This window comes from Rhizobium sp. RU36D (assembly GCF_900176345.1).
Classification (GTDB): Bacteria; Pseudomonadota; Alphaproteobacteria; order Rhizobiales; family Rhizobiaceae; genus Allorhizobium.
The window spans coordinates 68034-83988 of sequence record NZ_FWXU01000021.1 but is presented as its reverse complement, the minus strand read 5'-3'; the positions used below and the strand labels follow the sequence as shown (position 1 = coordinate 83988).

Below are 15955 nucleotides of genomic sequence, written 5' to 3'. Positions count from 1 at the left end.
CGTGACGAGCGGGGCTAGGGTTTAATGGGCGGCTATATTCTTCGACGTCTGCTGTTGATGATTCCGACCATGATCGGGATCATGGGCATTTCATTCCTTGTCATCCAGTTTGCGCCCGGCGGACCCGTCGAGCAGGTTGTCGCCCAGCTGACGGGGCAGGGCGAAAGCGCGGATCAGCGGCTGACCGGAGGCGGCGACCTCTTGAGCCAGCCCGGCGCCGTCGATGAATCCGGTTCGAAATACCGCGGCGCCCAGGGGCTGGACCCCGAACTCATCGAAAAGCTCGAGAAGCAGTTCGGTTTCGACAAGCCGCCGCTCACCCGCTTTATCGAGATGATGTGGAACTATATCCGCTTCGATTTCGGCGAGAGCTTCTTCCGCAATGCCTCGGTGATCGACCTGATCATCGACAAGATGCCGGTCTCGATATCGCTCGGCGTCTGGATCATGCTGATTTCCTACGCAATCTCGATTCCGCTTGGCATCCGCAAGGCCATATCGGACGGTTCCACCTTCGATGTCTGGACGTCGGGCGTCATCGTCGTCGGCTATGCGGTGCCAAGCTTCCTGTTCGGCATCCTGCTGATCGTGCTGTTTGCCGGCGGGTCCTTCTTCGATTGGTTCCCGCTGCGGGGTCTGGTCTCGGACAATTTCGCGGAGCTGTCCTGGTGGGAGAAGATCCTCGACTACTTCTGGCACCTGGCCCTGCCGCTCACCGCGCTGCTGATCTCGTCCTTCGCCACCACCACATTGCTGACCAAGAACTCGTTCATTGATGAGATCCGAAAGCAGTATGTCGTCACAGCGCGTGCCAAGGGCTTGGGCGAACGGCAGGTGCTCTATGGTCATGTGTTCCGCAATGCCATGCTGATCGTGATTGCCGGGTTCCCCGGCGCCTTCATCTCGGCCTTCTTCACCGGGTCGCTGCTCATCGAAAACATCTTCTCGCTGGATGGGCTGGGGCGTCTCGGCTATCTCTCGATCGTCAACCGCGACTATCCGATCGTCTTTGCCACGCTTTACATCTTCTCCCTGATGGGTCTGGTCGTGAGCCTGCTGTCCGACCTGATCTACACCTGGATCGATCCGCGCATCGACTTCGAGAGAAGGGATGTCTGACATGGCGAACACCATCTCCGGAGCCACCGACACCGCGCCCGTGAAAGGACGCCTGTCGCCCACCACCATCAGGCGCCTTCAGAATTTCAGGGCCAACGGCCGGGGTTTCTGGTCGTTCTGGATCTTTCTCGTGCTGTTCGGCCTGTCGCTATGCGCCGAACTCATCGCAAATGACCGTCCGCTGATCGCCTCCTACAAGGGTGAACTGCTGTTCCCCGTCGTGATCGACTATCCTGAGGAAAAATTCGGCGGCTTCCTGGCGGTCACGGACTACCGCACCGACTATATTTCTGAAGAGATCAATGCCAATGGCTGGATGATCTGGCCGCCGATCCGCTATTCCTATCTCACGGTGAACTCGCAGATCCCCTATTCCGCCCCCACGCCGCCGTTCTGGCTCATGGACAAGGCGGAGCGGTGTTCGGCCTATCCGCTGAAGGACGCGGATCCAAACTGCGTGATCGGCAACATGAACTGGCTGGGCACGGACGACCAGGCGCGCGACGTCGCCGCCCGGATGATCTACGGCTTCCGTATCTCCATTCTCTTCGGCTTTGCGCTGACGATCGGCTCCGCTCTGGTCGGCATCACGGCCGGCGCGGTCCAGGGCTATTTCGGCGGCTGGACCGATCTTCTGATGCAGCGCTTCATCGAGATCTGGTCGTCCATACCGGTGCTCTATATCCTGCTGATCATCGCATCCATCCTGCCGCCAGGCTTTTTCATCCTGCTCGGCATCATGCTGATGTTCTCCTGGGTCGGCTTCGTCGGCATCGTACGCGCCGAGTTCCTGCGGGCGCGCAACTTCGAATATGTCAACGCCGCCCGGGCGTTAGGCGTCGGCAATTGGACGATCATGTATCGCCATCTCCTGCCCAATGCGATGGTCGCGACGCTGACCTTCCTGCCCTTCATCCTCTCGGGCTCGATCACGACCCTCACCTCGCTGGACTTCCTGGGTTTCGGCATGCCGCCCGGCTCCCCGTCGCTCGGCGAACTCGTCGCCCAGGGCAAGCGCAACCTGCAGGCCCCATGGCTCGGTCTGACGGCCTTCTTCACCATGTCGATCATGCTGTCGCTTTTGATCTTCGTCGGCGAAGCGGTTCGCGACGCCTTCGATCCCAGGAAGACGTTCCGATGACCGATGCTCGCCTTCAACGGCTTTCCGGGGTAAGGTTCCTCCTAAAGGAACCTTCGGGATCAGGCTGCCATGAATAAGATCGTGCGAGATCACTATCCGGTCGAAAAGCTTCCCGCCGACCTGCGCGAAGGCCTAGGCGACAGCGCCACCGTGAAGATCGTCATCGAGGCCGAAGCTGAAACCTCTGCGGAGCCAAAAAAGCCGCTGACAATAGAAGAGACCTTGGAGATGATCCGCCGTTACAAGGACCTCGGCTATCCCTCCGTGAGCAGCGAGGAAGCCGTCGCACGTATTCGCGAGTTGCGCGACGAATGGGACTATTGAGGCGTGCGCATATATCTCGATACGAACATATTCATCGCCGCTTTTGAAAGAAAAGATGAGTTGAGCGATCGTCTCGGGAGCATGCTGGCCTCCACTACAGTTGCTTCCTTTGTGAGCAGCGAATTGACATTGTCGGAACTGCTCGTTTTGCCGCTGCGGCAAGACAATCAGCATCTGGTAAGTGCCTACAACGCAGTGTTCAATCCAGGGAACAAATGGTTGGAAATAGCACCAGTCGACAGACGCACGTTGACGGAGGCTGCACAATTGCGATCGTCTAGGCAGGGATTGAAGCTTCCTGACGCCATCCATCTGGCAACAGCCTCGGAACGCAACTGCACTGACTTTTTGACAGAAGACAGTGATTTGCTGGCGGCTGGAAAGAGCGCTTATGTGCGCTTGCAATTCCTCCGCCCCGACGAATCAACCCTGACCACCCTGATCGAAGGCCTGCGCCCATGACTGCCCCGCTCCTTTCCGTCCGCGATCTGTCGGTGGCGTTTCACCAGGGGGGCAAGGAAAGCCTCGCGGTCGATCATGTCTCGTTTGATGTGGCGCCGGGCGAGATCGTGGCGCTGGTCGGCGAATCCGGTTCCGGCAAATCGGTCTCGGCCAATTCCATCCTCAAGCTCCTGCCCTATCCGGCGGCGAGCCATCCCTCCGGCGAGATCCTGTTCGAGGGTCGCGACCTCATGACGCTGAGCGATGTAGACCTGCGGCAGGTTCGCGGCAACGACATCACCATGATCTTCCAGGAGCCGATGACCTCGCTCAATCCGCTCCACACCATCGAGCGGCAGATCGGCGAAATCCTCGAGCTCCACCAGTCCGTGACGGGCGCAGCTGCGCGGGCGCGGACCCTGGAACTGCTGAACCAGGTCGGCATTCGCGATCCGGAAAAGCGGCTCGGCGCCTATCCGCATGAGCTTTCGGGCGGCCAGCGGCAGCGCGTCATGATCGCCATGGCGCTCGCCAACCGCCCAAAACTCCTGATCGCCGACGAGCCGACCACCGCGCTTGATGTCACGGTCCAGGCCCAGATCCTGGCTTTGCTTGCCGATCTCAAGAGAGAGCACGGCATGTCCATGCTGTTCATCACCCATGACCTGGGCATCGTGCGCAAGTTTGCCGATCGGGTCTGCGTGATGACCAAGGGGCGGATCGTCGAGGCCGGACCCGTTGCCGAGATTTTCTCCAATCCGCAGCATGCCTATACCCGCCACCTCCTGGCGTCCGAGCCGCGCGGTGAGCCGCCGCCGCTCGATCCCGCCAAGCCCGAGGTGATGCGCGGAGAAAATGTCAGGGTCTGGTTCCCGGTCAAGGCCGGCTTTCTTCGACGGGTCGTTGATCATGTGAAGGCGGTTGACGGCATCGACCTGACGCTGAGGGCCGGGCAGACGCTGGGCGTCGTCGGCGAATCCGGCTCCGGCAAGACCACGCTTGGCCTGGCGCTCGCCCGCCTGATCTCCTCCCAGGGGCGCATTGCCTTTCTGGGCAGCGAAATCGGCGGCTATTCCTACAAGCAGATGCGGCCGCTGCGGGATCGGCTCCAGGTGGTTTTCCAAGACCCCTATGGATCGCTCAGCCCGCGCATGTCCGTGGGCGAAATCGTCGCCGAGGGCTTGCGTGTTCACGAGCCTGGCCTGTCGGGCGAAGAGCGCGATCGCCGCGTCGCCTGGGGCCTGGAGGAAGTGGGGCTCGATGCCGCCACCCGCTGGCGCTATCCGCATGAATTTTCCGGCGGCCAGCGGCAGCGCATCGCAATCGCCCGGGCCATGGTCCTGAAGCCGCGCTTCGTCATGCTGGACGAGCCGACATCCGCGCTCGACATGAGCGTGCAGGCTCAAGTTGTCGATCTGCTGCGCGACCTCCAGCAGCGTCACGACCTCGCCTATCTCTTCATCAGCCACGACTTGCGCGTGGTGCGGGCGCTTGCCAATGAGGTGATCGTCATGCGCATGGGCAAGGTTGTCGAGCAGGGGCCGTCGACCGAGATTTTCTCGGCCCCCAAGGCGGAATATACCCGTGCCCTGATGGCGGCGGCCTTTGACCTGAAGGCTGTCGAAACCGGCGATATCCGTCAGTAACACCTTCCTTCACGGAGCAACCATGCCTGCCCTCAGTCCCGTCATCCTTGACCTCAAGTTCCCCCGTCCAAGTGTCGTGCAGGCGCTGAAGGGTGCTTTTCCCGGTCGCAAGATCATCGATATGGCTGACCATGAGAATGCGGGCCGTGACCTCTCGGGCGTGAACTATGCCGTGGTCTGGAAGCCGAACCCGACGCTGTTCTCCCGCGCCAAGGACCTAAAGGTGATCTTTTCCGGCGGTGCGGGCGTCGATCACATCCTCACCGCCTATGAACTGCCGGATCTGCCGATCGTCCGCTTCGTCGACCGCAGCCTGACAGACCGCATGAGCGAATGGGTGGTGCTGCAATGCCTCATGCATTTGAGGCGCATGCCGGAATATGCCGTGCAGCAGCGTGATCGGCTCTGGCACGAGTTGGAAAACCAGCCGGAAGCGCGTGATGTGACTGTCGGCATCATGGGCCTCGGCGTTCTCGGCAAGGATGCGGTTTCAAAGCTCCGGGTGATGGGGTTCAACGTCATTGGCTGGTCGCGCCGTCGCAAGAACATGCGCAGCATCCAGACCTATGACGAGAGCGGCCTCAATGAATTCCTGCGCCAGACGGATATTCTCGTCGGCCTGCTTCCGCTTACAGACAATACGCGCGGCATCTACAACCGCGACCTCTTTGCGAAACTTCGTCGTGGTGGCGCGCTCGGCAAACCGATCTTCATCAATGCCGGCAGGGGTGGCAGCCAGGTCGAGGGCGACCTCTTCGTAGCGCTGAAGGATGGCACCCTCGGCGGAGCCTCGCTCGATGTCTTTGAGGTCGAGCCGCTATCCGGCGACAGCCCGCTCTGGCGGATGGACAATGTGGTGATCACGCCCCATGCTGCGGCGGCCTCTGACGTCAAGGCGTTGTTCCGCCATGTAGCCGAACAGATCGATCGCCTGGAGCGTGGCGAAAAGCTCCAGCACGTGGTGGATCGCACCACCGGATACTGAAGTTCTCTGCGTTCCTCGGAACATAAATACCCGGCCTTCGTTGTGTTCCCGAATGCGACCGCACGCTGAGGTCGCGCCCGGAACACGAAGGAGGTCATCATGCCGAGCCGTACCGATATCGCCCGAGACGAAGAACGAGGCCGCTCCTTTGGCCAGCGGCAACAGCCGATGACCCCAACGGAAGTGCGGCAGGGATCCTATGGAAAGCCCGTGTTGATCGTGCTGCTTGGCGGACTTCTGCTGGCAATGATTTTCTGGATCCCTGTGGAATGGTGGGGCAACTCCATCGCGCCTGAAAATCCAGCGAACCAGCCTCCTACGGCAACTGCACCGAGCCCGGCAGCAGACCAGTCTGCAGCACCAACGCCCGGTCAGGCCACGCCAGCCCGACCCTAATTTGGAGCGCTGCGAAGGCTGGACTTCCCCGGCGCTTTTTCCCATAAGATTGCCGCTTGGGCGGCGACAAGTGATTTGGGCCGCATCAGTTGCGGCCTTTTTCGCGGGGCCGCGGATCGCAGGAAAGTGGTTCGATGACCAAGACCGATATCGCATCGCGCGTCTACAACCACACTTGGAAGCTGGATCCGATCATCAGAAGCCTGATCGACACGGATTTCTACAAGCTCCTGATGCTGCAGATGATCTGGAAGCTCTATCCCAAGGTCAATGCCAGCTTTGAGCTGATCAACCGCACCCGCTCCGTTCGTCTGGCAGATGAGATCGACGAGGGCGCGTTGCGCGAGCAACTGGATCACGTCCGCTCGCTGCGGCTTTCCAAGAAGGAGATGATCTGGCTCGCCGGTAATACATTTTACGGCCGTGCCCAGATCTTCGAGCCGGAATTCCTGACATGGCTGTCTACACTGCAACTGCCCGAATACGAGTTGACCAAGCAGGACGGCCAATACAATCTCGTCTTCCACGGCACCTGGATGGAGACGACACTGTGGGAAATTCCCGCCCTCGCCATCATCAATGAGCTGCGCAGCCGGGCGGCGATGCGCTCCCTCGGCTTCTTCACCCTGGATGTGCTCTATGCCCGCGCCAAGGCCAAGATGTGGGAAAAGGTTGAGCGTCTGAAAGACCTGCCGGGTCTGCGCATCTCGGATTTCGGCACCCGACGGCGCCACAGCTTCCTGTGGCAGCGCTGGTGTGTCGAGGCGCTGAAGGAAGGCATCGGTCCGGCCTTCACCGGCACCTCGAATGTCCTCCTGGCTATGGATTCCGACCTGGAAGCGGTCGGCACCAATGCCCACGAACTGCCGATGGTGGCCGCCGCTTTGGCGCGCACGGATGCCGAACTGGCGGCTGCGCCCTACAAGGTGCTGCAGGACTGGAACCGGCTCTATGGCGGCAATCTGTTGATCGTGCTGCCGGATGCCTTCGGCACCACGGCCTTTCTGCGCGATGCCCCGGACTGGGTCGCTGACTGGACCGGCTTCAGGCCGGATAGCGCGCCGCCGATCGAAGGTGGCGAGAAAATCATCGCCTGGTGGAAGAAGATGGGACGCGATCCCCGCCAGAAGCTGCTGATCTTCTCGGATGGTCTCGATGTTGATGCGATCATCGACACCTACCGGCATTTCGAGGGCCGGGTCCGCATGAGCTTTGGCTGGGGCACCAATCTCACCAATGATTTCGCCGGTTGCGCGCCGCAGGAGATTGCAGGCCTCAATCCCATCTCGATCGTCTGCAAGGTCAAGGATGCCAATGGCCGTCCGGCCGTCAAACTGTCTGATAATCCCAACAAGGCCACGGGCGATCCGGCAGAAGTCCAGCGCTATCTTGACTTCTTCGGCACCAAGGATCGCGTGGCGCAGGCCGTGCTCGTCTGAAATTTGTCGGCGCCGTGGTCGCTTGTCAAAGCGCGACCGCGCCTTATAAACTCCCGCATGAGGAGAAGCCGTGACCTGGCAGGAGAGGTTGCGGCCAAGCGGACATGTTTGCAGGGCACGATCCATATCTCGTGGCGCTTTCGGTCGTCGTCGCCATTCTGGGCGGCTATACCGGGTTCGGCCTCGCCGCGCGCATCAGGGGAACGCCCGGGCTGCCGCGTCGCGTGCTGCTAGCCGGGGCGGCTGCTTTCTTGGCCGTCGGCATCTGGACCATGCATTTCGTCGGCATGCTGGCAGCCCCCATCCCCGGTGAGGCGGTCTATTTGGTACTTCCCACCATCGTGTCATTCCTCATTTGCGCGCTCGTCGTCGGCGTGTCGCTCTATTTCGTCAGCATTGGCGAGACCACGGGCTTGCGGCTGCCGGCCTCGGCGCTCCTGCTCGGCGCGGGCATTGTGTCGATGCATTATGTCGGCGTGCATGCGCTGGTCGGTCCGTTTCACATCGTTCATCGCACGGATATGATCCTGCTGTCGGCTCTGATCGCCATCCTCTCGGCCTATGGCGGCCTGCGGATTTACCTCGCCCGCCAGGGCGGCATGCGGCTGGTGCTGAGCGCTGTCGCCTTCGGCATCGCCGTCTCGGGCATGCACTACACGGCCATGTATGGCATGCAGTTCGAAGCCATGGACGGCGCCGGGCACGATGCCGCCGGCCTGGTGGCTTCCGCACAGGTCTTGTCGCTGGTGGTGGCGCTCCTCTGTTTCGTCATTGCCGCGGGCTTCTTGCTGTTTCTTGTGCCGGAACCGCGCCAGAAACAGCAGCCCGCGGCGGCGCCCGGTTTGTTCGCGGAACCTCCAGGTGCCCCAGAGATGATGGAGCCTCCGCCGGAAAACGCAGTACCGGCGCCGACGCCCCAGGCCGGCGGTTTCAGTCGCAGCGCTCCGCTGGGCGGCATAGGCGCGCCACGGCAGCAGCCAGCCTCGCGAATCCCGGTCTCCAGCGCTGACGGCACGCACCTGATCGATGTCGCCGATATCAGGAGCATCCGCGCTGACGCTCATTACACCCTGGTGCATGACGGCCAGCGCGAGCGCATCTGTTCCTGGTCCATTTCCGAAGCCGAATCGCGGCTCGATCCCGAACTCTTCGCCCGGGTGCATCGCAGCCATATCGTCGCCTTGCCCCATGTGACCCTGATGCGCAAGGAGGGTGACGGCGCGATCCTGGAGCTCGGCGGACAGGTGGCTCATCTCGTGCCCGTCAGCCGTGCCAAGATCGCCGAGGTCAAGGCACGTCTCGGCCTCGTCCGCAGCATGGCCGGGCGCCCATAAGTCAGAATTCCTGACGCAATTCGTGCTGACGCGACCGCAATTCGTGCGAAAATCCGGTCCTCGTGCGGCTCTGCCCGCTCGCGGCTTGCGCGGAAAAAACAGTCGGAACACCCTTCCGCATCGCTCGTGTCCCGCCAGACCGACGAATGGGAGGAGACCATGATACCAGGCGAATTCGAATACCATCGGCCCGCTTCGCTGGCCGACGCCGTGAAGCTGTTGGCTGATTTCGGCGACGAGGCGCGGCCCCTGGCCGGTGGCCACAGCCTCATTCCAATGATGAAGCTGCGTTTCGCGACCCCTGAACACCTTGTAGACCTCAGCGCCATCGATAGCCTCAAGGGCATCTGTCGCGACGGCGATGCGCTGGTGATCGGTGCGATGACGACGCAGAGCGACATCATCGCGTCCGCAGACATCGCCTCGCATCTGCCGCTGCTGCGGGAAACGGCGCTGCTGATTGCCGATCCGCAGGTCCGCTACATGGGCACGCTTGGCGGCAATGTCGCCAATGGCGATCCGGGCAATGACATGCCGGCTGTCATGATGGCGCTGGGCGCCTCCTACCGCCTTGAGGGCCCTGATGGCGCCCGCGACGTTCCGGCCTCCGAGTTCTACCAGGGCGCCTATTTCACCGCGCTCGAGCCCGGTGAAATCCTGAGCGCCGTGTCCATTCCGCTGCCTGCGCAAGGGCACGGCTATGCCTATGAGAAGCTGAAGCGCAAGGTGGGTGACTATGCGACCGCCGCCGCGGCGGTGACGCTGACCATGGCGGGCGGCAAGGTGGCCACCTGTTCCATCGCGCTCACCAATCTCTCCGAAACACCCTTGCTGGCAGAAGACGCGGCAGCGGCGGTTGTTGGCACCAGCCTGGATGATCAGGCGATTGCGGCAGCCGTTGAAGCCGCTCGCGCCATCATGAACCCGGCCGCGGATGCCCGCGGCACGTCGGAATATCGCACCCATGTCGGCGGCATCATGGTGGCCCGGGCGCTGAAGCGCGCCGCCGCCCGCGCCGCATCCTGAGGAGGAAAGCTATCATGGCAAAGACCCATGTGACGATCCGCGTGAATGGTGAGGAGGTCGAAGGCCTCGTCGAGCCCCGCACCCTGCTCATTCATTTCATCCGCGAAAACCTGAACCTGACCGGTGCCCATATCGGCTGCGAAACCAGCCATTGCGGCGCCTGCACGGTCGATATCAACGGCAAGTCGGTCAAGAGCTGCACCATGTTCGCCGTCCAGGCCAATGGCGCCGAGATCATGACAATCGAGGGCGTGGCCAATGCCGATGGCACGCTGTCTGCCCTGCAGGAAGGCTTCCGCCAGATGCATGGCCTGCAATGTGGCTATTGCACGCCCGGCATGATCGTGCGCGCCCATCGCCTGCTGCAGGAAAACCCCAACCCGACCGAAGAGGAAATCCGCTTCGGCATTGCCGGCAATCTCTGTCGCTGCACCGGCTACCAGAACATCGTCAAGGCAATCCAATACGCCGCCGCCAAGATCAACGGCACCGAGTTCCAGGAGGCAGCAGAATGAACGACATGACTCCCACGCGGGAACAGAGGGAAGCCCGTCTTGAAGGCATGGGCTGCAAGCGCAAGCGCGTCGAGGATATCAGGTTCACCCAGGGCAAGGGCAATTACGTCGATGACGTGAAGCTGCCCGGCATGCTGCACGGCGATTTCGTCCGCTCGCCCCATGCCCATGCGCGTATCGTTTCGATCAATACGGAAAAGGCGCTGAAGGTGCCGGGCGTTCTCGCCGTCATCACCGCCGAGACCCTGAAGACCGTCAATCTCGCCTGGATGCCGACGCTCGCTGGCGATGTGCAGATGGTGCTGGCCGATGGCAAGGTGCTGTTCCAGAACCAGGAAGTTGCCTTCGTCGTTGCCACCAACCGCTACGCTGCCGATGACGGCATCGCCGCCGTCGAGGTGGAATATGAGGCCCTGCCGGTTCTGGTTGATCCCTTCACGGCCATGAACGCCGATGCACCTGTGCTGCGCGAGGACCTGGCTGGCAAGACGGTGGGCGCCCATGGCCCCCGCAAGCACCACAACCACATCTTCGAATGGAAGGTCGGCGACAAGGAGATGACCGACATCGCCTTCGACAAGGCGGAGGTGAAGATCAAGGAAATGATCTCCTATCACCGCACCCATCCGTCGCCGTTGGAAACCTGCCAGTGCGTCTGCTCCTTCGACAAGATCAAGGGCGAATTGACCATCTGGGGCACCTTCCAGGCGCCGCATGTCATCCGCACGGTCGTGGCGCTGATCTCGAAGATCCCCGAGCACAAGATCCATGTGATCGCGCCTGATATTGGCGGCGGTTTCGGCAACAAGGTCGGCGCCTATCCCGGCTATATCTGCGCCGCGGTGGCCTCCATCGTGACAGGCAAGCCGGTGAAGTGGGTCGAAGACCGCATGGAAAACCTCACCACCACCTCCTTCGCCCGCGATTACCACATGACGACGGAAATCGCCGCCACGAAGGAAGGCAAGGTCACGGGCCTGCGCGTCCATGTTCTGGCCGACCACGGCGCTTTTGACGCCTGCGCCGACCCGTCGAAATGGCCGGCGGGCTTCATGAACATCGTCACCGGTTCCTATGACTTCCCGGTCGCGCATCTGGCCGTGGATGGCGTCTATACCAACAAGGCGCCGGGCGGCGTTGCCTATCGCTGCTCCTTCCGGGTGACGGAAGCGGCCTATTGCATCGAGCGGGCCATGGATATCCTCGCCCAGAAGCTGGAGATGGACCCCGCCGAACTGCGGCTGAAGAACTTCATCAAGGCCGAGCAGTTTCCCTATCATTCCGCCCTTGGCTGGGAATATGACTCGGGCGACTACCATACGGCCATGAAGAAGGCGATGGAGACCATCGACTATGCCGGCCTGCGCCGCGAGCAGGCGGAAAAGCGCGAGGCCTTCAAGCGCGGCGAAACCCGCGAGATCATGGGCATCGGCACCTCCTTCTTCACCGAAATCGTCGGTGCCGGCCCGTCGAAGAACTGCGATATCCTGGGTATCGCCATGTTCGACAGCTGCGAAATCCGACTGCATCCCACCGGCGCCGGTATTGCTCGCATGGGCACGAAGAGCCAGGGCCAGGGGCATGAGACGACCTGGGCGCAGATCATCGCCACCGAAATCGGCATTCCCGCCGATGACATCATGGTGGAGGAGGGCAATACCGACACCGCGCCCTATGGTCTCGGCACCTATGGATCCCGCTCCACCCCGGTCGCGGGTGCGGCCATCGCGCTCGCCGCCCGCAAGATCAGGGCCAAGGCGCAGATGATCGCCGCCTATATGCTGGAGGTGCACGAAGACGACCTGGAATGGGATGTCGACGGTTTCCGGGTGAAGGGCCTGCCGGAAAAGTTCAAGTCGATGAAGGAGATCTGCTGGGCGGCCTATAATAGCGTGCCGCCGGGCATGGAGCCGGGGCTTGAGGCGGTCAGCTATTACGATCCGCCGAACATGACCTATCCCTTCGGCGCCTATTTCTGCGTCATGGACATCGATGTCGATACCGGGGTCTACAAGGTCAGGCGCTTCTACGCGCTCGATGATTGCGGCACCCGCATCAACCCGATGATCATCGAGGGCCAGGTGCATGGCGGCCTCACCGAAGGCTTTGCCATCGCGATGGGCCAGGAGATCCGCTACGACAATTCGGGCAATGTGATGGGCGGGTCCTTCATGGACTTCTTCATCCCGACCGCCGTGGAAACACCCCGTTGGGAAACGGATCACACCGTAACCCCATCGCCGCATCACCCGATCGGCGCCAAGGGGGTCGGCGAAAGCCCCAATGTCGGCAGCGTCCCCTGCTTCTCCAACGCCGTCAACGACGCCTTCAGCTTCCTGGGCTCCACCCATATCCAGATGCCGCATGACTTCTGGCGCAACTGGGAAGCCGCAAAGTCGCTCGGCGTGACGGGGTAAGGAAGGCGACGAGACAAAACCCTCTCTGGCCTCCTTCGATTGCATCGAAGCGCAGCCATCTCCCCCACAAGGGGGGAGAAGAATCGCGGAAAGCGCTCGCTTCTATCCGCCGAGGGTTCGGCTGGGTTAAGCCCTCCCCCTTGTGGGGAGGGTTGGGAGGGGAATCTTTTACCTTCCTGTGGGCGAGTCGTCAGCTAGGCCGGGTGTTTTGTGACCATCGAAAGAAGCGATACGAACCATGACCAAGCTCAACCGCGATGACATCGCATCAGGCCTCTCCGCGGCCGGCTACATTGCAGATGGCGAGCTGGCGACGGCGGTGTCCCTGATGACATTTCTGAAACGGCCTCTGCTTCTCGAAGGCGAGGCCGGGGTCGGCAAGACGGCGGTGGCGGCCGCCCTTGCCGACCATTACAACACCAACCTGATTAGGCTTCAGTGCTATGAAGGCCTGGACCAGTCGGCGGCGCTCTATGAATGGAACTACCAGCGCCAGTTGCTCGCCATCCAGGCCCATCAGGGCCGCGACGCGGCGATGATCGAAGACGAGATCTTTTCCGAAAAATACCTGCTGGAGCGCCCGCTTCTCGCCGCCATCCGCCAGGAAAAGCCGCCGGTCCTGCTGATCGACGAGGTCGATCGCGCCGACGAGGAGTTCGAGGCCTTTCTCCTGGAAGTGCTCTCCGAGTTCCAGGTTTCGATCCCGGAACTGGGAACCGTCACGGCCCGCAGCATCCCCCATGTGGTGCTGACCTCCAACGGCACCCGTGAACTGTCAGACGCCCTGCGCCGCCGCTGCCTCTATCATTATGTCGATTATCCCGAGCCGGATCGCGAGGCGCGCATCATCATGGCCCATCTAACCGGCATTGGCGCCTCGCTCTCCCTGCAGATCGCCCGGATGGTCGAAGGCATCCGCAAGGAGGACCTGCGCCGCGTGCCGGGCGTGGCTGAAACGCTGGATTGGGCCGCGGCGCTGGTGGGTCTCGATGTCCGTGACCTGCATGATCATCCCGAGGCCGTGCATGAAACGCTGCTGTGTCTGTTGAAGACGCGGGAAGACAAGGCGCGAGTAACCCCCGAGGTCACCGCCCGCATTCTCGGGAGGGTGGCATGAGCTGTTGCGGAGCCCCCATGCAGCAGGAGGAAATGGATGCCGTCGGCAAGGTGGTGTCCGAAAAGCTGGCCGCCTTCGTCAAGACCCTGCGCGGCAATGCCTTTGCCATCGGCCTTGCCGAGGCGCGCGATGCCGCGGCCTTGATGGCGGCGGGCTATGCGGAAAAACCCGCGCTGCTGCGGGAGGCTTTCAAGCACCTCTTCTCAGCCCGCAAGACTGAATGGGATCGTTTTGACGGGTTGTTCGACGCCTTCTGGCTGGGAAAGCGCGTGCGGTCGCGCGCTGCCGTGTCCGGATCGGCGGAACGGCAGTCCAATCCCGCCCTGAAGTCGCTTGATGGCGCGAGTCGCCAGAACCATGGCAATCAACCGACCGACCAGGTGCCCGCGGGTGATGACGGCGCAGTCGACCAAAATGGCGAAGGCCGGATGGAAGGCGCCTCTGTCGTCGAAAACCTCGCCACCACGGATTTCCGCAAGCTCTCCGATCCTGATGCCGTCGAACAGGCCCATGCGATTGCCGAGCGGCTGGCCCGCGCCATGCGTACGCGGCTGACCCGCCGCGATCTCGCCCGCCGCCGCGGCTATCGCATCGATCTCAGGCGGACCATCCACCGCAATATCGGACAGGGCGGCATTCCGCTGAACCTGATCCATCGCCGCCGCAAGGAAAAGCCGCTGCGGCTGGTGCTGTTGCTCGATGCCTCCGGCTCGATGAGCATGTATACCGGCGTCTTCCTGCGTTTCGTCCATGGCGTGCTGGATAGTTTCCGCGAAGCCGACGCCTTCCTGTTTCATACCCGGCTTGTGCATGTGTCCGACGCCATGAAGGAGCGCGATCCGGCCCGCGCCCTGGATCGCCTGTCGATGATGGCGCAAGGGGCGGGCGGCGGGACGCGGATCGGTGAATGCCTCGCCGAGTTCAACCGCCATCATGCGGTTCGCGTCATCCATTCCCGCACCTGCGTGATGATCGTGTCGGACGGTTATGAAACCGGTGATGCCGAGCGGCTGGGCATGGAAATGGCGGCCCTGCGCCGCCGCTGCCGCCGCATCGTCTGGCTCAATCCGATGATCGGCTGGGACGGCTATGCGCCGGAGGCGCGCGGCATCAAGGCCGCACTTCCCTATGTCGACCTGCACGCCCCGGCCCATAGCCTGCAAAGCCTGGCGGATCTCGAACCCTATCTGGCGAAGATGTGAAGGAGCGTATCGTGACCCTGCATGTCGATGTGATGGACCTGGTGTCGCGCATGAAGGCGGCCGAGGAGGCCTTCGTGCTGGCGACGGTCGTTCGAACCGTCTCCGTGACCGCCGCCAAGGCCGGTGCCAAGGCGGTGATCAGGCCCGATGGCAGCATTGCCGCCGGCTGGATCGGCGGCGGCTGTGCCCGCGGCGCTGTGCTGCGGGCCGCCCGCCAGGCCCTCGTCGATGGCGAGGCGCGCCTTGTCTCGGTCCAGCCGGATGATCTCCTGTCGGACCTCGGCATCAAGCCTGGCGAAGCCCGCGATGGCGTGCAGTTTGCGCGCAATATGTGCCCGAGCCGCGGCACCATGGATGTCTTCATCGAGCCGGTTCTGCCGCGCCCGGCCCTTGTTGTATTCGGCGCAAGCCCTGTGGCCTTGGCGCTGTGTTCCATGGCGCGCGGTCTCGGCTATCACGTCACCGTCGCAGCACCTGCGGCAGACCTCGCGACGCAACCCGAGGCCGATCGCTGGATCGACGGTTTCGCGGTTGATCCCGCGGATCGCCCACCCGGCTTCGTCGTCGTCTCGACCCAGGGCAAGGGCGACAAAGCGGCGCTGCGCCAGGCGCTGATGCTACAATCGCCCTATTGCGGTTTTGTCGGCAGCCGGCGCAAGATGGAGGCCCTGAAGGCGGAACTGCTGGAGGAGGGCATTGATCGAGACAGTCTGGACAGGGTGAAGGGGCCGGCGGGCCTGGATCTCGGCGCCATCACGCCGGAGGAAATCGCCCTGTCGATCCTGGCGGAAATCACAGGTCTTCGCCGTCGCGGCCAACGCAGCGCCGGCGCATAACAGAAAAGGGAAGAGGA

At 62.3% G+C, this 15955-nt stretch carries 15 protein-coding genes; all 15 read left to right on the top strand.

Features of this window, described 5'->3' with window-relative positions:
• The first annotated feature begins 24 nt into the window (after window positions 1–24).
• The 15 genes from B9A97_RS21790 (at window position 25) to B9A97_RS21720 (ending at window position 15938) form a co-directional block, all read left to right on the top strand.
• Window positions 25–1119: a microcin C ABC transporter permease YejB gene (locus tag B9A97_RS21790; protein ID WP_084367923.1), complete on the top strand. Its 1095-nt coding sequence runs from the start codon at window positions 25–27 to the stop codon at window positions 1117–1119.
• Window position 1120: 1 nt separating this feature from the next.
• Window positions 1121–2260: an ABC transporter permease gene (locus B9A97_RS21785; protein WP_084367922.1), complete on the top strand. Its 1140-nt coding sequence runs from the start codon at window positions 1121–1123 to the stop codon at window positions 2258–2260.
• Between the two features lie 69 nt (window positions 2261–2329).
• Window positions 2330–2584: a hypothetical protein gene (locus tag B9A97_RS21780; protein ID WP_084367921.1), complete on the top strand. Its 255-nt coding sequence runs from the start codon at window positions 2330–2332 to the stop codon at window positions 2582–2584.
• Between the two features lie 3 nt (window positions 2585–2587).
• Window positions 2588–3046 (top strand): type II toxin-antitoxin system VapC family toxin, encoded by a 459-nt coding sequence (locus tag B9A97_RS21775; RefSeq protein WP_084367920.1) that lies wholly within the window; start codon window positions 2588–2590, stop codon window positions 3044–3046.
• The gene (locus B9A97_RS21770) at window positions 3043–4671 is read left to right on the top strand and encodes an ABC transporter ATP-binding protein (protein WP_084367919.1); all 1629 of its coding nucleotides are present in this window, start codon (window positions 3043–3045) and stop codon (window positions 4669–4671) included. Before B9A97_RS21775 ends, B9A97_RS21770 begins: the two co-directional genes overlap by 4 nt.
• Before the next feature lie 22 nt (window positions 4672–4693).
• Window positions 4694–5656 (top strand): 2-hydroxyacid dehydrogenase, encoded by a 963-nt coding sequence (locus B9A97_RS21765; RefSeq protein WP_084367918.1) that lies wholly within the window; start codon window positions 4694–4696, stop codon window positions 5654–5656.
• Between the two features lie 99 nt (window positions 5657–5755).
• Window positions 5756–6052, top strand: a complete 297-nt coding sequence (locus B9A97_RS21760) for a hypothetical protein (protein ID WP_084367917.1) — start codon at window positions 5756–5758, stop codon at window positions 6050–6052.
• 134 nt (window positions 6053–6186) lie between these two features.
• Entirely contained in the window at window positions 6187–7491 is a 1305-nt protein-coding gene (gene pncB, locus B9A97_RS21755; protein ID WP_084367916.1) for a nicotinate phosphoribosyltransferase, read from the top strand.
• Window positions 7492–7595: 104 nt separating this feature from the next.
• Window positions 7596–8825, top strand: a complete 1230-nt coding sequence (locus tag B9A97_RS21750; protein ID WP_084367915.1) for an MHYT domain-containing protein — start codon at window positions 7596–7598, stop codon at window positions 8823–8825.
• A 159-nt stretch (window positions 8826–8984) separates the two neighbouring features.
• Window positions 8985–9851 (top strand): FAD binding domain-containing protein, encoded by an 867-nt coding sequence (locus B9A97_RS21745; protein ID WP_084367962.1) that lies wholly within the window; start codon window positions 8985–8987, stop codon window positions 9849–9851.
• Between the two features lie 14 nt (window positions 9852–9865).
• Window positions 9866–10366: a (2Fe-2S)-binding protein gene (locus B9A97_RS21740; protein WP_084367914.1), complete on the top strand. Its 501-nt coding sequence runs from the start codon at window positions 9866–9868 to the stop codon at window positions 10364–10366.
• The gene (locus B9A97_RS21735; protein ID WP_084367913.1) at window positions 10363–12783 is read left to right on the top strand and encodes an aerobic carbon-monoxide dehydrogenase large subunit; all 2421 of its coding nucleotides are present in this window, start codon (window positions 10363–10365) and stop codon (window positions 12781–12783) included. The genes B9A97_RS21740 and B9A97_RS21735 overlap by 4 nt, the downstream gene beginning before the upstream one ends.
• Before the next feature lie 238 nt (window positions 12784–13021).
• Window positions 13022–13900: an AAA family ATPase gene (locus B9A97_RS21730; protein ID WP_084367912.1), complete on the top strand. Its 879-nt coding sequence runs from the start codon at window positions 13022–13024 to the stop codon at window positions 13898–13900.
• Window positions 13897–15102, top strand: coding sequence for a vWA domain-containing protein (locus tag B9A97_RS21725; protein ID WP_084367911.1), 1206 nt, complete (start codon window positions 13897–13899; stop codon window positions 15100–15102). Before B9A97_RS21730 ends, B9A97_RS21725 begins: the two co-directional genes overlap by 4 nt.
• Before the next feature lie 11 nt (window positions 15103–15113).
• The gene (locus tag B9A97_RS21720; protein WP_084367961.1) at window positions 15114–15938 is read left to right on the top strand and encodes an XdhC family protein; all 825 of its coding nucleotides are present in this window, start codon (window positions 15114–15116) and stop codon (window positions 15936–15938) included.
• The last annotated feature ends 17 nt before the right edge of the window (window positions 15939–15955 follow it).